At 34.1% G+C, this 24,135-nt stretch carries 23 protein-coding genes and 1 riboswitch; of the genes, 16 read left to right on the top strand and 7 right to left on the bottom strand.

From position 1 onward, the window contains the following. The first annotated feature begins 16 nt into the window (after positions 1–16). The 7 genes from MHH98_RS21705 to MHH98_RS21675 all read left to right on the top strand — a co-directional run bounded on the left by MHH98_RS21705 (position 17) and on the right by MHH98_RS21675 (position 6,356). The gene (locus tag MHH98_RS21705; protein WP_038179166.1) at positions 17–694 is read left to right on the top strand and encodes a response regulator transcription factor; all 678 of its coding nucleotides are present in this window, start codon (positions 17–19) and stop codon (positions 692–694) included. Continuing rightward, on the top strand, positions 691–1,764 hold the full coding sequence (locus MHH98_RS21700; protein ID WP_143691530.1) for a sensor histidine kinase: 1,074 nt from the start codon (positions 691–693) through the stop codon (positions 1,762–1,764). The genes MHH98_RS21705 and MHH98_RS21700 overlap by 4 nt, the downstream gene beginning before the upstream one ends. Positions 1,765–2,492: 728 nt before the next feature. After that, entirely contained in the window at positions 2,493–3,374 is an 882-nt protein-coding gene (locus tag MHH98_RS21695) for a phosphotransferase (protein ID WP_076034969.1), read from the top strand. Positions 3,375–3,586: 212 nt separating this feature from the next. Beyond that, positions 3,587–4,357 (top strand): isocitrate lyase/PEP mutase family protein, encoded by a 771-nt coding sequence (locus tag MHH98_RS21690; protein ID WP_076034968.1) that lies wholly within the window; start codon positions 3,587–3,589, stop codon positions 4,355–4,357. 54 nt (positions 4,358–4,411) lie between these two features. Further along, positions 4,412–4,939 (top strand): bifunctional transcriptional activator/DNA repair enzyme AdaA, encoded by a 528-nt coding sequence (locus MHH98_RS21685; RefSeq protein WP_038179170.1) that lies wholly within the window; start codon positions 4,412–4,414, stop codon positions 4,937–4,939. A 12-nt stretch (positions 4,940–4,951) separates the two neighbouring features. Continuing rightward, positions 4,952–5,860 (top strand): DNA-3-methyladenine glycosylase 2, encoded by a 909-nt coding sequence (locus MHH98_RS21680; protein WP_076034967.1) that lies wholly within the window; start codon positions 4,952–4,954, stop codon positions 5,858–5,860. After that, positions 5,853–6,356 (top strand): methylated-DNA--[protein]-cysteine S-methyltransferase, encoded by a 504-nt coding sequence (locus tag MHH98_RS21675; RefSeq protein ID WP_340713505.1) that lies wholly within the window; start codon positions 5,853–5,855, stop codon positions 6,354–6,356. The genes MHH98_RS21680 and MHH98_RS21675 overlap by 8 nt, the downstream gene beginning before the upstream one ends. 101 nt (positions 6,357–6,457) lie before the next feature. Here MHH98_RS21675 and MHH98_RS21670 read toward each other — a convergent pair whose 3' ends face one another. Further along, entirely contained in the window at positions 6,458–7,648 is a 1,191-nt protein-coding gene (locus MHH98_RS21670; protein ID WP_038178895.1) for a coenzyme F420-0:L-glutamate ligase, read from the bottom strand. Between the two features lie 125 nt (positions 7,649–7,773). On the opposite strand from MHH98_RS21670, the gene MHH98_RS21665 reads away from it, so the two are divergent. Further along, positions 7,774–8,664 carry a LysR family transcriptional regulator gene (locus tag MHH98_RS21665; RefSeq protein WP_038178897.1) on the top strand — a complete coding sequence of 297 codons (891 nt, stop codon included), beginning with the start codon at positions 7,774–7,776 and terminating at the stop codon, positions 8,662–8,664. Positions 8,665–8,721: 57 nt separating this feature from the next. Here the strand turns inward: MHH98_RS21665 and guaC are convergent, their stop codons facing one another. Beyond that, complete coding sequence (guaC, locus tag MHH98_RS21660; protein WP_038178898.1) at positions 8,722–9,705, bottom strand: GMP reductase; 984 nt, start codon at positions 9,703–9,705, stop codon at positions 8,722–8,724. Positions 9,706–10,235: 530 nt separating this feature from the next. Between guaC and MHH98_RS21655 the strand changes: the two genes are divergently transcribed. From MHH98_RS21655 to MHH98_RS21635, 5 genes are all read left to right on the top strand, one after another. Continuing rightward, positions 10,236–10,427 carry a hypothetical protein gene (locus MHH98_RS21655; RefSeq protein WP_038178903.1) on the top strand — a complete coding sequence of 64 codons (192 nt, stop codon included), beginning with the start codon at positions 10,236–10,238 and terminating at the stop codon, positions 10,425–10,427. Between the two features lie 335 nt (positions 10,428–10,762). Continuing rightward, complete coding sequence (locus MHH98_RS21650) at positions 10,763–12,211, top strand: hypothetical protein (protein WP_340713503.1); 1,449 nt, start codon at positions 10,763–10,765, stop codon at positions 12,209–12,211. A gap of 119 nt (positions 12,212–12,330) precedes the next feature. Continuing rightward, a riboswitch (Lysine riboswitch) is annotated at positions 12,331–12,512 on the top strand. Between the two features lie 136 nt (positions 12,513–12,648). Next, positions 12,649–13,503 (top strand): transporter substrate-binding domain-containing protein, encoded by an 855-nt coding sequence (locus MHH98_RS21645; RefSeq protein ID WP_038178908.1) that lies wholly within the window; start codon positions 12,649–12,651, stop codon positions 13,501–13,503. Between the two features lie 63 nt (positions 13,504–13,566). Then, entirely contained in the window at positions 13,567–14,310 is a 744-nt protein-coding gene (locus MHH98_RS21640) for an amino acid ABC transporter permease (protein WP_038178910.1), read from the top strand. A gap of 22 nt (positions 14,311–14,332) precedes the next feature. After that, entirely contained in the window at positions 14,333–15,070 is a 738-nt protein-coding gene (locus MHH98_RS21635; RefSeq protein ID WP_038178911.1) for an amino acid ABC transporter ATP-binding protein, read from the top strand. A gap of 57 nt (positions 15,071–15,127) precedes the next feature. Here MHH98_RS21635 and MHH98_RS21630 read toward each other — a convergent pair whose 3' ends face one another. Further along, positions 15,128–16,018, bottom strand: coding sequence for a LysR family transcriptional regulator (locus tag MHH98_RS21630; RefSeq protein WP_038178913.1), 891 nt, complete (start codon positions 16,016–16,018; stop codon positions 15,128–15,130). Between the two features lie 112 nt (positions 16,019–16,130). On the opposite strand from MHH98_RS21630, the gene MHH98_RS21625 reads away from it, so the two are divergent. Next, the gene (locus MHH98_RS21625) at positions 16,131–17,141 is read left to right on the top strand and encodes a YeiH family protein (protein ID WP_038178915.1); all 1,011 of its coding nucleotides are present in this window, start codon (positions 16,131–16,133) and stop codon (positions 17,139–17,141) included. A gap of 167 nt (positions 17,142–17,308) precedes the next feature. Here the strand turns inward: MHH98_RS21625 and MHH98_RS21620 are convergent, their stop codons facing one another. From MHH98_RS21620 to MHH98_RS21605, 4 genes are read right to left on the bottom strand one after another with little or no spacing between them, the layout of a single operon-like run. Beyond that, positions 17,309–18,316: a FecCD family ABC transporter permease gene (locus tag MHH98_RS21620; protein ID WP_038178917.1), complete on the bottom strand. Its 1,008-nt coding sequence runs from the start codon at positions 18,314–18,316 to the stop codon at positions 17,309–17,311. After that, positions 18,313–19,323 carry a FecCD family ABC transporter permease gene (locus MHH98_RS21615; RefSeq protein ID WP_340713501.1) on the bottom strand — a complete coding sequence of 337 codons (1,011 nt, stop codon included), beginning with the start codon at positions 19,321–19,323 and terminating at the stop codon, positions 18,313–18,315. Before MHH98_RS21615 ends, MHH98_RS21620 begins: the two co-directional genes overlap by 4 nt. 36 nt (positions 19,324–19,359) lie before the next feature. Continuing rightward, positions 19,360–20,286, bottom strand: a complete 927-nt coding sequence (locus tag MHH98_RS21610; protein ID WP_038178921.1) for an iron-hydroxamate ABC transporter substrate-binding protein — start codon at positions 20,284–20,286, stop codon at positions 19,360–19,362. After that, the gene (locus MHH98_RS21605; protein ID WP_038178923.1) at positions 20,283–21,080 is read right to left on the bottom strand and encodes an ABC transporter ATP-binding protein; all 798 of its coding nucleotides are present in this window, start codon (positions 21,078–21,080) and stop codon (positions 20,283–20,285) included. The genes MHH98_RS21610 and MHH98_RS21605 overlap by 4 nt, the downstream gene beginning before the upstream one ends. Before the next feature lie 178 nt (positions 21,081–21,258). On the opposite strand from MHH98_RS21605, the gene MHH98_RS21600 reads away from it, so the two are divergent. Both MHH98_RS21600 and MHH98_RS21595 read left to right on the top strand, forming a co-directional pair. After that, positions 21,259–22,311 (top strand): NAD(P)/FAD-dependent oxidoreductase, encoded by a 1,053-nt coding sequence (locus MHH98_RS21600; protein ID WP_038178925.1) that lies wholly within the window; start codon positions 21,259–21,261, stop codon positions 22,309–22,311. A 555-nt stretch (positions 22,312–22,866) separates the two neighbouring features. Then, positions 22,867–24,135: an ATP-binding protein gene (locus MHH98_RS21595; RefSeq protein ID WP_076034965.1), complete on the top strand. Its 1,269-nt coding sequence runs from the start codon at positions 22,867–22,869 to the stop codon at positions 24,133–24,135.

Here is a 24,135-nt window from a genome sequence, read left to right as displayed (position 1 = left end):
GAAGGGATTTGTTGTCATGACAAGACTGTTAGTTGTGGATGATGATGAACATATTAGAGAATTAGTAAGTGTGTTTTTACAAAATGAAGGACTAAGTATACTTGAAGCTGTGGACGGTGTTGATGCACTGTCCAAGTTAGAATCGGAAAAAGTTGATATGGTCATTATGGATATAATGATGCCAAATATGGATGGATGGGAATTATGCCGAGAAATACGAAGGCTAAATAACGATTTGCCTATTCTTATGCTGACTGCAAAAGGGGAAACCGCTCAAAAAGTAAAAGGATTTAATCTGGGTACGGATGATTATCTTGTAAAACCATTTGAGCCAGCAGAGTTAATCGTTCGAGTTAAATCTATCCTAAAGCGTTACCATATTTCTTTATCTCAAACAGTGGAAGTGGGAAATGTTTGGATGAATCGAGAAACGTATGAGCTAATGTATGGAGGAGAAAATATTACTCTTCGATTAAAGGAATTTGAATTATTATTTACATTAGCAAGTTATCCTGGGAAGACATTCTCACGAGAACAATTGATAGAAGAAATTTGGGGATATGACTATGAAGGTGATGATCGTACGGTAGATGTTCATATTAAAAGACTTCGAGAGCGATTCCCAGAAGATAAAAGTGAATTCATAATACGGACAATCCGGGGGCTCGGTTATCGATTGGAACTAGGCTTATGAAGAAATGGATAATTATATTAAAATTACTGTGTGTGATTATTCTTTTCCTTTTAATTAACACTCTCTTTGCGTTTATCTCTTTTCACGTGACCTCTTATATATATGATTGGCTAGGCAAGTACCCTCAAGGATTTTGGCAACAATTTAATACTGTAATAGGTGTTTTTATACTTTTTGGATGTACTGTTACTATTCTCTTTTTATTTGGATTAAAAAGACAACGTAATTATTGGGATACCATTGTTGATGCCTTAGGACGAATTGCGAAAGGGGATTTTAGCGTCAAATTAGACTTAAAATCAGATGATGACGAAGATCATTTTGGACAACTTATTAGCGGTATCAACCATATGGCAATTGAATTAGGAGAAATGGAGAAAATGCGTCAAGAGTTTATATCCAATGTTTCTCATGAAATTCAATCTCCGTTAACATCGATTAATGGTTTTGCAAAAGCTTTGAAAAATATTAATTTGACTGATGAAAAAAGGAAGCACTATTTAGAAATTATTGAGATGGAAAGCCATCGATTATCGAAAATCAGTGATAATTTATTAAAATTAACTTCATTAGAATCACAACATCATCCATTTGAACCAAAACAATTTCGATTAGATAAACAATTACGTAATGTCGTTTTATTTTGTGAGCCTAGATGGATTTCTAAAAATATTGAAATGGAAATCGATTTGGAAAATGTCACAGTCTTTGCTGACGAAGATTTGATGAATCAAGTATGGATGAATTTAATTAGTAATAGTATAAAATTCACTCCAAATGGAGGAACGATTTATATTCGTTTATTCAAACAAAATGATACGGTCACTATTTCTATTACTGATACTGGGATAGGAATGACAGAAGAAGACCAAAAACATATATTTGAACGTTTCTTTAAAGCAGATAGATCTAGAGCAGTATCAAACGGGGGCAGTGGCTTAGGGCTTTCTATTGTGCATAAAATTATAGACATGCATAATGGCAGAATCTCAGTACAAAGCCAACTTGGTGAACAGACTACATTTTTTGTGACGTTGCCTTTAGAGCTAGGTGAAGTGGTTCAAAAATAGCCATGAGGCAGAAATTAAATAATCTATGGTTCAAAGTAAAAAAAGACTTCTAGAGCTTGCTAGAGGTCTTTTCTACTTTCTAAAATAAACCAGGAGTATATTTGATTAAGTAATAGATAACGTAAAACCAGCTAAAACAACCATGTATAACAGCCCACCCTATGGAGTGATACGTAGTATAAGAAATAATCATAGATAGGCAAGTTCCATAACTAATACCCTTCTTTATAACATTAGTTTGTGAAGGATATTTATTATTATTATTTGTTTTCAATGTGCTCATTTTCATTTTGCTGAAGAAGTAACTTCAAGTTTAATACTTTCCCCTGAAATTCGGCGTGAAGTTCTTCAAATTCTTTTAGATTATTTAAGTTAGACATGATAGAACCCCCTTATATTCACTCAGAATAGAATAATAATTACGTTTTACCCTTTAAATTTTGTATCCTCTATAATATCTTACAAGCGCACACTTTATTACCTATTTTTGTAAATGATGCCCCCTAATTTTTTCAATATTTTAAATCGCACAAATTGCACATTAATATAAGTCTTTTGTATGGTGTAAAGGTACTTTTCAAGTAATATTTCATGTTTTAGGGAAATATTTATAAAATAAGATTTTTATTTGTCTTATAATTTTTCAGAAAAAAATTATAAAGGAGAACGTAGAGCCGTTATAGAAAAATACATTAGTAAAGTATGTATTTTGAAAGTAGGAAGATTTTATGGATTTACAATTTTTATTTAAAGAGCCAATTAAAGATATGCTGGAATTAAGCCCTGGTTATGAAGACCACGCTAGTGATGTATGGTTGGTTAAAACAGATAATCAAGAAGTGGTTGTACGATCTTCTAAAATGAAAGATGATCCTAATAATGAATTTTGGTGGGGATGTAAAAGGTTATTTGGAATTGACCCAAGGCAAGTTTATGAATTAGAACATGTTAATAATACATTGAGCAACCTTACTTCAATATCAATACCAAAAGTAATAGATAAGGGGAGGATCCTAACAAAAGAATTCGTTGTTGTAGAAAAACTAAAAGGACAAATAGTCGAGTCATTTATTGGTCAGCCATCTTCAGTTTTGCAAAGTTTTGGAGAAGGTTTGGCTAAAATTCATCAATATAAAGAAAATTTTGTAGGTAATCCATCAAGGAGCTATCAAGTAAGTTTAGAAGAATTTAATCAACATATGAAAGATGCTTTATTTGATTTAGTATCCCGATTTCACTTTAAAGAAGAAAGAATAAAAAACATGCTCCCTGAAATAAATAATTTGATCAATGGATTACCTGTCCCTGAATATTCTACATTTGTACTAGTAGATATGGATCCAACACAGTTTTTATCGGACGGTAGAGAAATCACTGGTCTTGTCGATACGGAAGCATATGTTATTGCTCCTAGAGAGTTAGATTTTATCGCATTAGAATATGTGCTAGATGAAAAATCAGTCGAAGACTTTAAGGAGGGTTATGAAAGGGTAATGGAAATTCCCGACTTAACAAAATATAGAGTGCCTTATCGATATTTATACCGATTATTAGCCGTTCAAGGTAGCGTTGATATAGAATCTTGGTTAGGACATAAATCGTTATTTTAATCATTAACTTAAAAAAATAGGTAGTCTTTGAAATAGATACTTATTGCAGAATAAAAGAGATTATATGAATATAACTTGATTTTTAAGGTAAAAGGAGAAATTATCAATGATTTCTCCTTTTTGATTGCTAGACCATAATAGCAAGATTGAGGACGAATTGAATGTGGATACCTTGTTAAAATGAGATTCAATACACTTTAGGAGGAAATGAAATGACCACCATTCAAGAGTTCAATGAACTTCATTTGTTGGAGGAACCGTTATTTTTGGGAAATGCTTGGGATCTTCTATCTGCTTTAATTCTTGAGAAAGTAGGGTTCAAAGCAATTGGTACGACGAGCTGGGGAATTGCCAACTCACTTGGATATGCAGATGGTGAATTAATTAATTTTGATAGGCATTTAGAAATTATTAAGACAATTACAGATAATGTAAAGATACCTGTTTCGGCGGATATTGAAGCAGGATATAGTGAAGATATTGATATAATTGTTAATCATGTGCTAAGAACAGCCGATATTGGTGTCGCAGGAATTAATATTGAGGATTCTCTAAAAAGCCAACAAGGATTGAGAGAGTTAAAGGATCACTGTAATCTTTTAACGAAAATCAGAACAGCTCTAAATCAAAATGGTTTTAAAGACTTTTATATCAATGCTAGAACGGATACTTATTTACAAATGGGAAATCCACTTTTGGAAACGATTAATCGAACACAAGCGTACGTAGAAAGTGGGGCTAGCGGAATATTTGTCCCAGGTTTAACTAAAGAAGATGAAATTAAAGAAATAGTTATTCATATTGACGCCCCACTAAATATATTATCTTTACCTGGTTTAACAAATTGTAATAAGCTGAAGGATATAGGCGTGAGACGTTTTAGTTTTGGAAATGCTTTATCGGATAAAGTAATTGCCTTTTTAGAAAAAAATGCGACACAAATGCTGGAGTTAAAGGATACTTCACTTTTATATGAAGATTAATCCGAAAGGGCGGTGAAATAAAAGGTGAAAAATTTAAATTTTTCTTTTGAAGAAATGTGGGAAAAGATTATTGCATGTGATCGAACATACGATGGGCTTTTTTTTACCGCAGTAAAAACAACAAAAATCTATTGCCGTCCTTCTTGTAAATCAAGGAAGCCTAAAAAAATAAATGTAGAGTTCTACTATGACATCAATGAGGTTGAAAAATCCGGATTCCGTGCTTGTAAGAGATGTCAGCCAGAAGTTGAGCATTCACCACACACCGGACTTGTAAGAATTGTAACTACCTTTTTGGTCAATCACTATAAACAAAAGATATCATTGCAGGATATTGCTGATCATGTCGGTATAAGCCCGTATCATCTTGACCGTCTATTTAAACAGGAAACTTCAGAAACTCCGCGTACTTATTTAGAAAAAATACGAATCGATAAGGCAACGCATCTTCTTAAAAGTACAAGTCACACGAATCTTGAGATTTGCTATGAAGTTGGATTTCAAAGCTCATCCAATTTTTATAAGTCATTTCGTCGTTTAACGAATTGTTCCCCTAGTGAATATCGAAGCCTTGAAGGGTAAGGAGTTGTGGAAATGAATTGGATTAATCACCAATCATATATAGAAATTTATCCACCTGAAGAATTCAATTTCGAAGAGTGTTTATTGTTCTTAAATAGGTCTAAGCAAGAAGTATTGCATCAAATAAGAGATGGATATTTATATAAACTAATAAAAATAAATCAAGAATTAGTTTTATGTAAAATTGGATGCATTCAAAATATAATTCTTGTCGAATTTCCTATTACTCCGCCCTCGAAAGGAATCCGTGAGGAAGTGGCATCTTATATATGGGAATGGTTTGATTTGGAGACAGATCTTCGTGTGTTTTATGATGCAGCAAAGCAGGACAAGGTGTTACAGAGTTTTGTTCAGAAATATTATGGTTTAAGGATTATGTGTATTCCAGATTTATTTGAAGCACTATCCTGGGCAATTATTGGACAGCAAATAAATTTAACTTTTGCTTACATAATAAAAAAACGCTTTGTTGAGACCTTTGGTGAAAGTCTTACCTTTATGGGTGATACCTTTTGGCTATTCCCGACCTATGAAAAGATTGCAACTATAACTGTGGATGATTTAAGGGAACTGCAATTTTCTGTTAGAAAGGCCGAGTATGTAATTGATGTAGCTAAGATAATGACAAAGGGTATATTAACAAAGGAATTGATACTTGGGTATCAGGACTATCAACAAATTCAAAAGTCGTTAATGAAGATTAGAGGAATAGGGGCTTGGTCGGCTGACTATGTGATGATGAAATGCTTACATCATCCATCTGCCTTTCCAATAACGGATGTCGGTCTCCACAACGCGCTGAAAATCCATTTAGGCCTAGGGCGTAAGCCAACAATAGATGAAATCAAAGAGCTATCAGCAAATTGGGCAGGGCTGCAAGCATACGCAACCTTTTATCTATGGAGGTCTTTATATGAGTAAGTTATATAAATTAGATTATGAATCTCCAATTGGAGTGATAGAAATAACAGGTACAGATGAAGCAATTAGCTCTATTATGTTTTCTGAACAGGACAGAGCCGTAAATAATAAGCAAGACGAAACGCCAATTATTTTAGAAAATTGCTATACTCAACTTGATGAATATTTTAAAGGGGAGCGTCGTGAATTTACTTTTCCTATTAAATATGAAGGGACAGACTTTCAAAAAATTGTGTGGAACGCCTTAACAAGTATTCCATACGGAAAAACAGTGGCGTATAAAGATATTGCCGTTTCAATTGGAAATGAGAAGGCCATTAGAGCAGTAGGAAATGCAAATGGAAAAAGTAAATTAAGTATTGTTATACCTTGTCATCGAATTATTGGTTCAAACGGAAAATTAACAGGTTATGCAGGGGGCGTGTGGAGAAAGGAATGGCTACTTCAGCATGAAAAAACTAGTTGTAAAGGAATTACGAAAGGTTATGGAAAATAGATTGATAAAATAAAAAGAGAGAATAGACAATTGCCTATTCTCTCTTTTTTGATAAGAGTGCTGATTAAAGTTCTTACAGCCTCACCCATCATCTTTAAATCTTATTTAGTATAGTTATCAAAGTAACCTTGGATAAAGATCATTGGAGTACCTTTGTCACCACTGCCTGATGTTAAATCAGATAAAGAACCGATTAGGTCAGTTAGTTGGCGAGGTGTAGTACCTTGTGCTTCCATAGCGCCTACAAGGTCAGTTCCTTTATTATCAATGTATTCAGAGATAGCTTTTTGAAGTTCTTCGCCTCTTAAATCAGCAAAGTTATTATCAGCAAGATATTTTAATTTGATTTCATTAGGTGTGCCATTAAGACCAGCTGTGTAAGCAGGTGATACAACTGGATCAGCAAGCTCCCAAATTTTACCTACTGGATCTTTGAATGCGCCATCACCATAAATCATAACTTCAACATTTTTGCCTGTTTTTTCTTTCAGCATTTGTTGAATTTTATCTACAACAGGTTGGCAATTACGTGGGAAAAGCTTCACGCTATTTTCTGTTGATTTATTTGATCCTAGTAGACCGTAACTTTCGTTGAAACCACTACCATCAATTGATTCAGCTAGGATGTTATCTAGGCTGTAGATTTTTTCTCCACCGTTAGCTTCTAAAATTCTTTTTGTTCTAAATCTTGTATGGATATCGCAAGTTAATACACTCTTAGTATATTCTAAAATTGTTTTTGGATTGTTCGAGAAGATAACTTCACATTCAACACCGTATTCTTCGACTAGTGATTTGTAGTAATCGATATAATCAACGCCAGTGAAAGTGTGTTTGTTATGTCCGAATAATTCGCGGAATTGTTTTTCAGTTAAAACGTCTGTCCATGGGTTAACGCCTTTTTCATCAAGTGTATCAAGGTCAACTAAGTGATTACCTACTTCATCTGAAGGGTAGCTAAGCATTAAAACAACTTTTTTAACGCCTTTTGCAATACCACGAAGACAGATAGCAAAGCGGTTACGGCTTAAGATAGGGAAAATAACGCCTACAGTGTCATCTCCGAATTTCGCACTAACATCTTTTGCGATGTGATCGATTGTAGCATAGTTACCTTGAGCACGGGCAACGATTGATTCTGTTACTGTTACGATATCTTTATCTTGAATATTAAAGCCTTCAACTTCTGATGCTTTTAATACACTTTCTACAACGATATCTTCAATGCTATCGCCTTGATTGATGATTGGGCCACGAAGACCTCGTACAACTGTTCCAACTACTCTTTCCAAAATAATCGCTCCTCATTGCTATATTGTTTACTATTATTTTTTAAAACTCACAACTTGTAATATACCTCACAATAATGGTATAAGTAAAATTAATATATCAAATGATAGGTATAAGGTGAGGTTATATGGTAAGTAAATTAGATTTATATAAAGTGTTTTGTAAAGTGGGGAAAAGCTCAAGTTTTTCAAAAGCCGCAAATGATCTGTATATGACACAACCAGCTGTTAGTCAGGCGATTAAACAATTAGAAAATGAACTAGATATCCGCCTATTTAATAGAACACCTAAAGGGGTTTCTTTAACGTATGAAGGTAGCTTATTATTCGAATATGCAAATTCAGCAATTAACTTACTTCATGTCGGAGAAGAAAAGCTTTTAGAATTTAAAGATTTAACTACAGGTGAATTGAAAATAGGTGTGGGCGATACAATTTCAAAGTATTTTTTACTTCCTTTTTTAGAAGCTTTTCATAATCAGCACCCAAATATTAAATTTAAAATAATGAATGGTACAACAATGGAGCTTTGTGCAGTATTGAAATCGGGAGAAGTTGATATTGCCTTCTGTAATTTCCCTATTGATGATCCAACATTAGAGCTTAAACCTTGTATTGATGTTCAAGATATATTCGTTTGTGGAGAACAATACATGAAGACAATTACGGAGCCACTTAGCTTTGCTTCAATAGTAGATTTGCCACTAATATTACTTGAGCAACAATCTGTCTCGAGGAAATATGTAGATGATTATCTTATGACAAAGGGTGTTAAGATTTCACCAGAATTTGAACTGGGTTCACATGATTTATTATTAGAGTTTGCAAAAATAAATTTGGGGATAGCTTGTGTAACAAAGGAATTTTCCAAAGATTATTTAAATAAAGGAATTTTATATGAAGTGCCTTTAATGGAAGAAATCCCAAAAAGGAGTATAGGCGTATGCTTTTTAAAAAGTGTTCCTCTATCGCCAGCTTCAACAAAATTTGTTGAAATTGTAGAAAGTAATCAAATATAGATAATTGAAAAAAACCGCCAAGAAATTTTTTGGCGGTTTTTAATGTTTTACAAGTTCTTAGTACGTTTTATCACCATTAAAGATAGAGTTTTTAACGACAACGTAATCTACTGTACGGATAGCGTCAAGTTTTTTGCCGCCAGCATAAGAGATAGATGATTGAAGGTCTTGTTGCATTTCAGTAAGGGTATCTTTTAGAGAGCCTTTATGTTCAACATACAGTTTTTTACCTTCAACGTTTTTCTTCTCACCTTTTTGGAATTCTGAAGCTGAACCAAAATATTCTTTAAGAAGTTTACCGTCTTTTTCAATAGTCTTACCTGGAGATTCTTCGTGTCCAGCAAATAATGAACCAATCATGACCATTGAAGCACCGAAGCGTACAGATTTAGCGATATCGCCATTAGTACGGATACCTCCGTCTGCAATAATCGGTTTAGTAGCAGCTTTTGCACACCAGCGTAGAGCAGCTAATTGCCAGCCACCTGTACCAAAGCCAGTTTTAATTTTTGTTATACATACTTTACCTGGTCCAATACCCACTTTAGTAGCATCAGCGCCAGCGTTTTCTAATTCTCTTACAGCTTCTGGTGTACCAACGTTACCAGCGATTACAAAGCTAGTAGGTAAATGTTTTTTAATATGTTGAATCATATTGATTACAGCATTTGAATGACCGTGTGCAATATCGATTGTGATGAAATCAGGAACAATCTTATCTGCTGCCAATTGTTCGATGAAGGCATACTCTTCTTCTTTTACTCCAACGCTAATTGAAGCGATTAATCCGCGAGCTTGCATATCTTTAGTGAAATCTGCACGTTTTCCTGGTTCAAAACGATGCATTATATAGAAATATCCATCTTCAGCTAATTGAATGGCTACTTTTTCGTCAATAATTGTTTGCATATTTGCAGGTACGACAGGCAATTTAAATGTATGTTCACCTAAAGTAACAGATGTGTCACATTCAGATCTACTATTTACTATACATTTTGCAGGAACCAATTGAATATCTTCGTAATCAAATACATTTTCCATAAAACACACTCCTAAAACCGAATAATTATTATCCTTATAAATAAAACGTTCGTCTTTTAGTAATTTACATCATTTTTGGTCTTATGTCAAAAGATAATAAGCGTTTTCATCTTATTCTGTAGATATTCAAGTAATAATCATAAAAAATCTTATAGGGAAGTTTAAAATACAGAGTTTGATGTAAGAGATTCTTAAGGGAGAGAAGTCTTTAATTTCAAAAAATGAAGTTTATTAAGAGTAGCATTAGGAGATCTTGTTGAAATATACCTTGAAGTTTTAGAGAGTAGTTGTAAATCGCTGTTTATATTCATTTTAATTAAAAATCTTTTAGCAATATCGTATGTTGTATTGGTTTCGTTTCATCGCTGGTAGTTACTTTAAAAAAATCGGTCCACTTCATATTATAATTATTTCTGTTCTTTGAATTACTATTATTGCTTTAATTTAAGCAAATTATGGACATTAAAAAGCATTACGATTAGTGGTATACTGATTAAATAGATTAACCATCTGAAAGGAGATGAAAATCTTTGAAATACATTAAATCACAAATGCAACAATTAATAAATGAAAACAAAGAATTGCATACAAAATTTAAAGAGTTGAAAAAGTCTTTGGATCTTGAAAAAAATTATGCCCTGAAAGCTTTATATCATGCAGAAGTTGCTGATGGCGGTAAATATCAACAAGATTATCAAGCGTTAGATGATCCAAAATACTAAGAGCATTTTTTAGATATATATTTGAGTATCAATGACGTAAAAAAAGACTAAAACAATAAATTTAATATAACTTGTGTAGGAATATCTGCTTATTGTAGAGTTGTATCATACAGAATATATTTAAGGGCTAATTTAGTTTTAATTGGATAATGACAGGGAAAAAGGCTTGCGTAAGGCAGGTCTTTTTTCTTTTTTTTTGGATTTTTTCTGTTAAATTAGAAATATGACGTTATTTGTAGATTATTTTTTTTATTATGTCCTATTTGATAGTAATTCACTGTTTAAGAAGTTAATATTATAGTAACAATAATACATTTCTTGAAAGGGAGCATCGTATGATAGAGATAGAAATGAAATTGAAGAAGTATTTAATTGGACTGCCTCCGATTGTAATCAATGAAGATGAAACAATGGAAGATAGTATTGAAGTCCTGGATGCAAGAAATGATGTCAATTACGGTTATATTGAAGTGACTGACGATAAAGAGTTGACAAACATCAACATCGATTTTGATAAATTAGTAGAAAACAACGATGTTGAGTTAGAAAATCTAGAAGAACTTGAGATGGATGAAATTTTACATATTACAGAGTCCTTTGTGAAGGATTTCGGCCGTGAAGTAATACAATTTAGTAATTTCTCTGAAATTGGCGAAGGAGAATATTTAGTAGTTTATGAAGCTATCGATAAAAAATTAAAACTCCCTTTACCTAATTCTGGTGCAGTTATAGAGATTAATTCATATGGCACTATTACAGCGGCTACAATATTCCAAGAATATTATCAACTTACATATCCAAAAGTGGAAGTAACAGAAGATGAAGCTAGAGAAATTTTATGTAAAGAGACATTAGTGGAATTAGGAATCGAAGAAAATGAAGAGCAAGGAGAATTTGAATTGGTTTATCAACCAATTCGAGATTATATAGGTGTTACTGTTGATGGGGAAGTTCAAAAAGCAAGTCAGTTGTTCAGTGAATCACAGCTTGAACAATTTGCTGTTACACCTGTCCAAGTGACGAAGGCATTACCAAAATTATTGGGTGCAACTGATCAATATGTATTACGTGAAGAAGAGGGTAATTTATATTGGTATGTTACGGAAGAGTTAGATGAAAAAGGTGAAGATGCAGAAGCTGTAATCGAAGTACTACATTTTGATGATGCAGGCGCTAACTATGAATCTAATGTGGAATGGGATACAGAAGCAAAGATTGAGTTACCTTTTGAGCAATTAAAAGACAATGCAATGCAATTTTTAGAGATTATTGCGGGTGACATACACCATAAATACATGCTTGAAGAACAATCTGTATTGAATGATGATACAGAAGAATTTGACGATGATTCGGATGATGATCTCTTCAATGTGGATGAATATGATGAAGACGAGCATGAAGACGAACATGAAGATGAACCAACAACTATGTTTACTTTTATCCCATTTTTCCAGGGATACAAATTAGACAAATACTCCGTTCTAATTGAGGTAGGTATACATACAGGAATTATTCGTTCATGTTTGTATAGCGCATTAAATATGGAGGCTATTCGAGGTGTGAATACTACACCAATGATTACATTAGAAGAAGCGGATACTATATATAAACAGAGTTTGCAGATGAAACTTTCACGTTTTGAAGAGATAGATGAAGATGATGAAATGACAATATACAGCTTAAATTACTCTATTAATGCACCTTCTGAAAATGGTGTAATTGATAAGATTAATGCTACGACAGGTGAAGTTACGTACGCTGGGTCAGATATTGTTAGAGGCTAAAAACTAGTTGTAAGAAAAAAGATAGTATTCTGAGTATTTTATAAAATGTGTGTTGACACTGAAAGTTCGTTACTGTAGACTGTGTACAATGATAATTGAATACAACCTCACTTGTTAATGGGTGAGGTAGAGGCGCGATATCTATTAGTCTTTAGTGGAGCTTGAGAAACTATGAAACTATTGAGAAGGAGATGTCGCCGAAGTTTGTAATACACTCGATGTTACTTGCTGGGTCTGTAGTTAATAACTGCAGGACTGTCTCAATGAACGTCCTAGTTCGTTGAGTTGAGCTATCTCATTTAGGGATAAGTAGAGGATTTAGGCTATTGTACAATGCGACCTGAGTTCATCTCAGGGCGCGTTTTTTATACGTACAATAGCCTTTTTTAGTATTTTGAAGAAAATTAAGGATATTATTTAGAGGGGGAGAATATAATATGAAAAAAACATGGGCAATTTTTTCTGCTATGACACTACTTGCTATTTTACTATTAGCTGGTTGTGGAACTAAAGATGCAGGTTCGGGATCAGGTGCATCTACTGAAGGGGAAACAAAAAAAGAAACATTCACAATTGGTATGGAAGCGGGATACCCTCCGTTTAACTGGACACAAAAGGATGATTCAAACGGCGGCGTGAAAATCTCTGGTAACGCAGAATATGCTGGCGGTTATGATGTTGAGATTGCAAAAAGAGTTGCAGAATCTTTAGGAAAAGAACTAGTAATCGTCAAAACAGAATGGGACGGTCTAGTACCTTCATTAACTTCAGGTAAAATTGATGCAATTATGGCGGGTATGTCTCCAACTGAAAAGCGTAAAAAGACAATTGATTTCACTGATAACTACTATACATCTAATTATGTAATGGTTGTTAAAAAGGGCAGTAAATACGAGAAAGCTAAATCAATCCAGGATTTTAGTGGTGCCAAAATTACAGGTCAATTAAATACAACACACTATGATGTAATAGATCAAATTACTGGTGTTAAAAAACAAGCTGCAATGGATAACTTCCCTGCAATGCGTGTAGCACTTGAATCAGGTGTGATTGATGGTTATGTATCTGAACGTCCAGAAGGTATTAGTTCTTCAGCTGCAAATGATAAATTTGTAATGGTTGAATTCACAGATGGCTTTAAAGCGTCTGAAGAAGATACAGCAATTGCTGTAGGTATTGAAAAAGATAGCGAATTAAAAGATAAAATTAATGAAGTTTTAAAAGGTATCTCTGAAGAAGAGCGTACAGAAATTATGGATAAAGCGATTGCAAACCAACCAGCTGCAAAATAATGTATGACGGATACCGGCTGCATATGAAGCAGTCGGTATTACTGCTTTTGAAGGAGGAACAGTATGAGTATTGATTGGATTATAAGTATAGCAACAGAAAACTGGGAAATGTTCCTTCGCGGGGCATGGATGACGTTATTAATTGCAACACTTGGTACTGTTTTCGGTGCAATCATTGGATTACTTATCGGTATTATTAATACGATTCCTAAACCTGAAAGAGGATTAAAAAGAATTGTATTAAAACTAATAAATATAATTCTTGGGATATACGTAGGATTTTTCCGAGGTACACCAATGATTGTTCAGGCAATGGTAGTTTTCTATGGTGCTGCCCAAGCATTTGGTGTAGATATGGACCGCACGTTTGCAGCAATTTTTATCGTTGCTATTAATACAGGAGCGTATATGGCTGAAATTGTACGTGGCGGTATTATCTCAGTAGATAAGGGCCAATTTGAAGCAGCTCAAGCGATTGGTATGAATCATTGGCAAACTATGATTCATGTAGTATTACCACAAGTTTTAAGGAATATTTTACCTGCAACAGGTAACCAATTTGTTATGAATATTAAAGATACATCAGTATTGAATGTAATTGGGGTTACAGAACTATACTTCCAAACAAAATCTGTTTCGGGGAATAATTTCAGATATTTCGAGTCATTCTTTGTAGCATGTATTTTATACTTAATCATGACATTCGTAGTGACGAAAATTCTACACTACTTTGAAAAACGATTAGATGGTCCACAAAACTATCAAATGATTGATGATCTAGAACAAATGGAAGGCAAAAAAGCATGATGCGGACAAAGGAGATAGACTTATGAAAAATGTAATCGAGATACAACATCTAAGCAAATCCTTTGGCACTCATGAAGTTCTTAAAGACATTGATTTCTCTGTAAACAAAGGGGAAGTTGTCTGTGTCATCGGCTCTTCAGGATCAGGGAAATCTACGCTTCTACGTTGTATTAACTTATTAGAAAGACCAAGTGGAGGACAGATTGTTTATCAAGGTGACAATATTCTAGATAACAACCATAATATAAATAATTATCGTACAAAACTAGGTATGGTATTCCAATCATTCAATTTGTTTAATAACCTTAATGTATTAACAAATTGTATTGTAGGTCAAACAAAGGTTTTAAAACGCTCTAAAAGTGATGCTGAGAATGTTGCTATGAAGTACTTGAAGGTTGTTGGTTTAGATCGTTATGTCAATGCGAAGCCACACCAATTATCAGGTGGTCAAAAGCAACGTGTAGCTATTGCTAGAGCGCTGTCTATGGAACCAGATGTATTACTTTTTGATGAACCAACATCTGCACTCGACCCAGAAATGGTTGGAGAAGTTCTAAAGGTTATGAAGGAATTAGCAGGTACAGGTCTTACGATGTTAATCGTGACACATGAAATGGAATTTGCAAGAGAAGTTTCAGATCGTGTTGTTTTCATGGATAAAGGGGTCATAGTGGAAGAAGGTTCACCAGAGCAAATCTTTAACCATCCGCAAAATGAACGTACAAAGTCATTTTTAAAACGCACGTTTAAACAATAGGGGTATTGAATAAGAAAGCCGTTTTTACGTCATTCGTTTGATGTAAGAAACGGCTTTTTATATATGCCACTTATTGTTGATTTCTTTTATGAACATAGAGGTATTCTTTTTACTTCCCATAATAGGTGAATATACATAGGAAAAACTCCGCTTAAATATATGGTCTTCTAAACGGATAGCAGCGAGTGTCCCTCTTTTTAATTCATGTTCAATGACACTCTTTGATAGTAGTGTAAGTCCGTCAATTCCTTGTGTCATAAATTCTTTTAATCCTTGATTACTGCTAATGGAGATTAGCGATTTAATATTGATACTGTTAGATTCTAGTACATGAAGTAAGTAATTACGTGTACCTGAGCCTTCTTCGCGAGTTAGCCATGTGTGATTATGTAAGTCTTGAATCGTTATGATTTCTTTTTGGGCAAGCACATGTGAAGGAGATGCGACTAACAATAACTCGTCTTCCATGAAGGGTTCTATAATTAACTCTTTATTGGTTGTTTGCCCTTCGATTAAGCCGATATCTATCTTCAGCAATTGAACAGCTTCAACAACCTCATCCGTATTTCCGATCATTACCTCCAGATGAAGTTCAGGATATTTTTGCTGTAAAGTAACGAGTAATGAAGGTAGTACGTATTCGCCAATGGTAAAGCTTGCGCCAATTAGCAGTTTTCCTTTAATTTCATTTTGAAGTGTTAGAATATCCGATTTGGTCTGATCGTAAATAGCTAACATTTGTTTAGCGCGATCATAGAGAATTTCACCAGAGGGGGTAATTTTTAGAGATTTAGGTGAGCGTAAAAACAACTGTGTATTAAATTCAGTTTCTAAATTTTTTATGTGTAAACTAACGCTAGGTTGAGAAATATGGAGGTATTCAGCTGTCTTCGTGAAGTTTTTTATATCCGCTAAAGCAACGAATGTCTTTAAAGCATCGTAATACATTAAATTCCCCCTTATTAGAAATACTAATAGTCATAATTACTTATCTGTATTTTACTGATTATTAATTCTCCAGTAAAGTTTAGGTACAAACAAAAATAAATGGGGTTACAAAATGAAGAAAATAATAAATGTTCTACCTGGATTGATAATTTGTATTATGATCGCTTTTATTGGAATGGTATTTGGACGTTTCTTTCCAAGTTTAGGCAGTGGGTTATTTGCTATTTTAATAGGTATTATGATTGGCAATTTAAAATTTGGGTCGAACTCGATGTTAAGACCAGGAATAAAGTTTTCAGAAAGTAATCTGCTATACTATTCAATTATTTTATTGGGTGCAACGCTGACATTTAACTCTTTATTTAATATTGGGCTAACGGGTATCTCTTTTATTCTTATTCAAATGGCTGGGACAATTGCTTTTGTTATTTGGTTGGGAAAAAAATTAAGTTTTGGTGAGGACTTTCGCTTATTGATGGCGAGTGGTAATGCAGTTTGTGGTTCTTCAGCTATTGCATCAACAGCACCAGCAATTAATGCAAAAACATCAGATATGGCTGTATCAATAACAATTGTTAATTTACTAGGTACGGTTTTGATGATTCTTTTGCCTGTCATTACAAGTACTGTTTTTCATAATAATATTCTACCGTCTTCAGCTTTAATAGGTGGGACATTGCAATCCGTAGGGCAAGTAGTTGCTAGTGGGAGCATAGTTGGTGAGGCAGTGAAAGATCAGGCAGAAATTTTTAAAATCAGCAGAATCATTTTCTTAGCATTAGTCGTGTTTGTTCTAACACGTATAAAGATGGCAAATCAAGAGGCTCAAGAAGCTCAAGAAGCCACTAAAGGAAAATTCAACATACGTTCAATTGTTCCTTGGTATGTAGCAGGGTTTTTATTATTGTGTGTAATCAATAGTATTGTTTTATTTCCAGCAGCAATTACACATCCAATCAAAGTTTTTGGAAATTATTTGGAAATCACGGCACTTGCAGGTATTGGTATGAGTGTTAATATAAAAGATTTAACACAGCATGGATGGAAATTATCTGCATATGCAGGTGGTATTGGTCTATTCCAAATTATTTTTGCGTTGATCCTAATATTCATTTTGCTTTAATACCCTAAAATAGTTATATTATTTGCAGGCAAAAATAAAGAAGTGGTCGATTTACTATATAAAAATGCAAATGATTGTGGTGTTGAATATATAACCGCTGAAAATGATGCAAGAACAAGTATTAATATAATAATGAAAAAAACCTCTCATAAATGAGAGGTTTTAGTTTATTTTTTAAACAATAGGTAAATGAAGTACGGTGCACCAATTAGAGATACGATAATACCCGCTGGAATGCTACTGAAGCTTATAATATTACGCCCTATAGTATCGGCAAGTAGTAATAGCCAACCACCTGTTAAAATAGCCACAGGTATAAATAATTGATTTCTCGGTCCTACTAGTGCTTTCGCAATATGAGGTGACAAAAGACCAATGAAGGCAATTCCGCCGGTGACCGAAACCGCAGAAGCAGCTAATGCTACAGCAGTTAACAGTAAAACAATTCTTTCTTTCTCAAGTGAGACACCTACTCCAATAGCTACAGGTTCACTCAAGTTTAATAAGTTCAGTTTATTTGCCTTGAATAGAGTATAAGGAATTAATATAACAAGCCAAGGCAAAATTGCCCATACAAATGCCCAATCATTTCCCCAGATATTACCTGCTAACCATTTAGCTATAAAATCCACTTTTGTACGTTCAGCTGATGAGATTAGAACAATCATCACGCCTGAGAGCGCCATTGAAAACCCAATACCGACCAAAACTAAGCGTACCGGTTGTAGACCTTCTTTCTTACTATAAGAAAATGCATATATCAATATAGCCGTTAGCAAAGCACCTAAAAAGGCAACTGCCGGTAAGACATATATAAATGTTCCAACATCAACAGGGAAAAATAAAAAGAAAATAGCTACGCCAACTCCAGCGCCAGCATTAATCCCGATAATTCCTGGATCGGCTAAATCATTACGTGTAATGCTTTGCAAAATGGAGCCAGATAATGCGAGTGCCATACCCGCTAAAACAGTAATAAGAATTCGAGGTAGGCGTATTGAAAAGAGAACAAATTCTTCTTTGAAAGTACCGTTACCAAGAATAGTTGGAATGATACGGTCGAATGAAACTGAAGATGCTCCCATACCTAAACCGATAATAAATGTAGCTATAATTAATGCGCATAGTATAAATATGATTAATCGTTGTCTTCTAATCAAATGAGGTGCAATCATGAGAATACTTTGCCCCCTCTACGAACAATGATTAAAAAGAACGGTAGTCCTAAAACAGCAATAATAGCAGCAATAGGCGTTTCATAAGGTGCGTTAATTGTACGCCCAACTGTATCAGCTAATAGCATAAAGGAAGCTCCTACGATAGTTGACATGGGAATAACAAGACGGTAATCTGTACCGACAATGGCACGCACGATGTGAGGTACCATTAAACCAATGAAAGCCATATTTCCTACAAGTGCCACTGATGTTCCAACTAAAATAATAATGATGAAAAATAAAATGATCTTTACACGCATTGTATTTTGCCCTAAGCCAACTGCTACTTCTTCACTTAAACTTAGTAAAGTGAGCTGTCTTGAAAGAAGGAGAGCTACAATTAGACCTACAATAATAATAGGTATAATTAGTTGTAACTGACTCCATGCAGTGCCGACAAGGCCCCCAGCTGTCCACATAGAAACGTTTTTTGAAATTTTAAAGTATAAGGCTACCCCGTCAGCTATTGCATAAAGGAATGCAGAAACTGCAGTTCCGGCTAACACCATTCGTAGTGGAGAAAATCCACCTCTTTTTAACATACCAATTCCAAATACTAAAACAGCGCCAATTGCGGCACCTATGAAACAAGCAATCATAATACCAAAATAGCTTGTGGATGGTAGAAGAGCAAAGGTGATGGCTAGAGCAGCATTTGCACCAGCAGTTAGTCCAAGTAATCCTGGATCTGCTAATGGATTTCGTGTCATGCCTTGCATAATAGCACCCGCAACAGAAAGGGCGGCACCAACAAAAATGGCGCCGACCTCTCTCGGTAAACGGATTTCTCGAATCATCGTAATGGTATCACTCGCTGAATCTGAAGTAATAGCTAGCCATACTTCTCTTACAGAAGTATTTGCAGCACCGAATACCATAGCTACTGTAAATATACAGATCAGAACGATAATTCCTACTATGAATTTAATAACAAACGGTATGGATTGTTGTTTTTCTTTTGTCATAGTTAATCATCATTCCTATTTTAAAATTAGTGATGCTTATTTTCCTAAGAAATGGTCTTTGAAGAATTCTAATTGATATTCTAGAGTTAACGGATCATTGAAATAGAATTCATTAGCATTTGCTTCATATACATGACCATTTTTAACAGCAGGAATGTTTTTAAATGTTTCTGTTTTTTGGAATGAATTATCACTATCCGAGAATTTACTTAAGATAACATAATCACCAGCATAATCAGGTAAAACTTCTTGAGATAGAGCATAATAGCCGTCTTTTAAGACTGACTCTTCTACTTTTTTAGGCATTTTTAATTTCATTTCTTGATATAAAATTTCTGTTCCACGACCCCAGTGATCGCCGTATACATATAGGTCTTTATTGAAGTTTTCGATGACAGAAACTGTTGTATCTTCCCCGATTTTCGCACGGATTTCATCGCCTGCTGTAGCAGCACGTTCTTTAAAATCGTCAACCCATACTTTTGCTTCTTTTTCTTTATTTAATAATTTACCAATTTCTAAATGTTGTGTAAGGTAATCTACTTTTCCGTAAGTAAATGTTACTGTTGGAGCAATTTCTTTTAGTTTATCAATGTTTTTAGCAGTTGAAAGACCAATGATTAAGTCTGGTTCAAGCTCTATAATTTTCTCTATATCTTCATCTGTTACTTCTTCAACGTCTTTTAAAGTTGAATCAAAACGAGGATTCATTTTTGCCCAAGCGTCAACACCTACAAGTGGTACATCAAGTGCCATTACGTTACCTGCAAAAGAACCTAATACTATAACTTTTTGTGGGTTGGCTGGCACTTCTACTGGACCATCTTCAGATTCATATGTAATCGTCGTTGGCTCATTGTTTTTATCTGCTGAAGTATCCTCAGCTTTATCCTCAGTTTTATTGCCACAAGCGGCAATGATTAAAACGAATAATAATACGAATGGTATAAATAACTTTTTCATTTTTCTGCTCCTTTTAGTAAATCATATGTGACACACATTGGTTTGTTTGTTCTAGGGTCTATTCCGATATGAGCATCAATTGCGAATACTTTCTCAAGTACATCAGCTGTAATAACATCTTCGCAATTTCCTGCCTTCACAATTTCCCCATCTTTTAAAGCAATAATATAATCAGCAAAACGCGCTGCTTGATTTAAATCATGTAATACCATGATAATAGTACGTTCTTGTTCTTCGTTTAACTTTTGTAAAAGATTGAGAACTTCTAATTGATGAGCTAAATCTAGATAAGTTGTTGGCTCATCAAGGAAAATAATCTCTGTCTCTTGTGCAAGCGCCATGGCAATCCAAACACGTTGTCTCTGACCGCCTGATAATGCATCAACAGAGCGGTATTTGAATTCAGTAGTTCCTGTTACATCGAGAGCCCATTCAATGACGTCATAATCCTCTTTTGTTAACCGGCCAAGTCCCTTTTGATAAGGAAAGCGTCCATAGGATACAAGCTCCCCTACTGTCAACCCACTAACACTCTCTGGTGTTTGAGGGAGAATAGCCATTTTGCTCGCTAAGTCCTTCGTATTTTGCTTGGCAATGTTTTCCCCATCTAGCAAGACTGCACCTGATTGCTGAGAAATAATACGAGTCATTGTTTTCAAAAGCGTTGATTTACCACAACCATTTGCGCCGATGATCGTTGTAATTTTCTTATCGGGAATTGATATACTCAATTCTTTGACAATTAAACGGTCACCATAACCAATGCTTAAGTCATCTGTATATAGGCGAACCATAATATGACTAACCTCCGTTTACAAAATAAAATTAATAGCTTACAATTGAGAATGAATTTCAGTATCATTGCACATGCTTAAATATAAGGTCAATGATACTGAAAGTCAATTAATTTTTTCAATTGAAGAAAATAGATAGATACATAAATTATTTAATACAAATTAGGAGTGTTAATATATGGAACTACAAGAGTTGTACGATGTGACGATAATTGGTGGAGGACCAGCAGGATTATATTCAACTTTTTATAGTGGATTACGTGAAATGAAAACGAAAATCATTGAATATCAACCTTATTTAGGTGGTAAATTGCACGTTTATCCAGAAAAAATGATATGGGATGTAGGGGGACATAAGCCGCTACCAGGAGAGCAATTGATTGAGCAATTAGTCGAACAAGGATTAACGTTTAATCCAACTGTTGTGTTAAATGAAAAAGTAGAATCCATTGTAAAAAATGATGGAAACCTTTTTGAGTTAACGACAGCTTCAGGAAATAAGCATTACTCCAAAACCATAATAGTTGCCGTTGGAAGTGGTATCTTGAATCCAACGAAAATTCAACTTGAAGGTGCAGATAAATTTGAAGTATCGAACTTGAACTACACTGTAAAATCTATTCAACGCTTCAAAGATAAAACGGTCATCATTTCTGGCGGCGGTAATTCAGCAATTGACTGGGCAAATGAATTAGAGCCAATAGCGAAAAAGGTGTATTTAACGTATCGAAAAGATCAACTAAATGGGCATGAATCCCAAGTGAATCACTTATTAGAAAGCTCGGTTACATCTTTTTTTAACACATCTATTACAAAATTTATCGCTAGTGAAAATCGAGAAATAATTGAGAAAGTCGAATTAACAAATCATCAAAGTAATGAAGTAGAGTATGTAGAAATTGATGAAGTCATTATTAATCATGGTTTTGAACAAGATGCGTCTTTACTTCAAAATAGTGAAGTTGAAATTGATATTGCGGAAAACTTTTATATTGAAAGCAACTCTTCGGGCGAATCATCAGTACCAGGTCTATATGCCGCAGGTGATATTGTAAAATATGAAGGGAAAGTGAATTTAATTGCTGGAGCATTCCAAGATGCAGCAAATGCAGTAAATAAGGCTAAAAAATATATTGAACCTGAGGCAAATGGATTTGGAATGGTTTCCTCTCACAACGAGTTGTTTAAAAAACGTAATCGGAAGTTAATTTCAAAAATGATGGAATGTTAAAGTGTTTTGGTAATGTAATGATTAGTACTACTAGCTAACCGTTTATCTAGAGTTAAAATAATGAAGCCCGATAAAGCAAGTGCATCAACTGACTGCTTAATCGGGTTTTTATTATTTATTAAAAGCAAACTAATCAAAAAATTAATTTAAATTGAAGTAACAATACTTATATATGAAGGTATTACCTCAACCATAAAAGACCAATCTAACTGTATAAACAGTCATCTTACGCTTAATTGAATAATTAGAACGAAGTAATATAGTTCTTTAACTTTTTCAATTCATTCCCCTAATTAATTTGGAGTTGCCTTTAATATCTTTGGTGAAAAATGTTAAGAATTCAACCATTATAGTAGAAAACAACTTAAGTCCTCATATTGATCACATTATTTGTGTAACTTAAAGATCATTTTCTTAATAAAAGAAGAGCATTAAGTAAATGTTTTTCCTTGTAAATAGAACAATGGTAAAATGGCGTAGTGATTGCGTTTTCATAAAATAGAGATTTTTAAGCAAATTCATTTTTATTGGGTAATTTATTTTAGGAGAGTTCTAATGATCAATTTAAGTGCTAAATGGAGAAAGTCCGAGCTGATATGGATAATTCTCATCGCTATTTTGACAGCTATTAGCAGTGAGATAAAAGTGGCACCTTTCTATGGGGAAAATTTTCGATTTGGTCTTGGGAGCATTATGTTCCTTTTACTTATATTAATTCGACCGCCTTATGCAATTATAAGAGCTGGGATTGTTACGGGGTTAACGGTAGTTTTATTCCGAATTATGAATGATGTAGCGTTTAATTTGTTTGATATTACGGAAAGCCTAAAGCAAAATGCTCCTGCCTTTATTTATTACTTTATTTTTTCTAGTGGTTTTCGAATATTTGGCGTTGAAAAATATCAAGATAAACCATTACGCTTAGGTATATATGCGACATTACTTGAAATTATAGGGAATAGTGTAGAACATATCATTCGCTCTTTCTTAATAGCTGAAACGAGTATTGATTTATATGATTTGGGGCTATTAAGTGCAGTTGCTTTATTGAGAAGCTTTTTTGTCGTAGGTTTATATAGTTCAGTCGTTATTTCAGAGCAACATAAACGATTAGAGGAAGAGCTAACGGTAGACTCAGGTTTATATGTAGAGACGTTGTATTTGCAAAAATCAATGAATCATATAGAGAAAATTACAGCTTCTAGCTATGATCTATATCGTAAATTAAAGGATATTGAGCAAAGAGAGCTGAGTGTGAAGGCTTTGCATATTGCCCAGGAAATTCATGAAGTTAAGAAAGATGCTCAGCGTATATTCTCGGGTTTATCAAACATCACGCTTCAAAAAACAAATGATGTTTATTTTTTATCGAATTTATTTGATTTCGTTACAACGGCTAATAAGAAATATAGTGAGCTATTAGGTAAACAAATTGTTTTTCATGTGAAAGTATCCACCGATTTTGAAACGAATCAACAAATTCCGTTACTAGCTATGCTCAATAATCTTGTAGCAAATGCTGTTGAGGCCATTGATGATGATGGTGAAATTTCAATTGAGGTGACTGATATAGAAAAGAAGACATGCTTTAAAGTAAGTGATTCTGGCAAGGGTATATCTAAAGAGGATTTAGATATTATTTTTGAGCCTGGCTTTACAACGAAATACAATAAGCAAGGTGTTGCAGCAACTGGGATTGGCTTATCTCACGTACGCGAAATTGTACAAATGCTTGAAGGGGATATTTCTGTTAGAAATCTTGAGAGTGGCTTGATTTTTAGAATCGAAATACCAACGAAGAATATTCGAAAGAGAGTTGAATAA

Origin of the sequence: Viridibacillus sp. FSL H8-0110 (assembly GCF_038003565.1) — a bacterium.
Lineage (GTDB): Bacteria > Bacillota > Bacilli > Bacillales_A > Planococcaceae > Viridibacillus > Viridibacillus arenosi.
The sequence above is the reverse complement of the archived record's forward strand: the minus strand, read 5'-3'. Positions and strand labels throughout refer to the sequence as shown.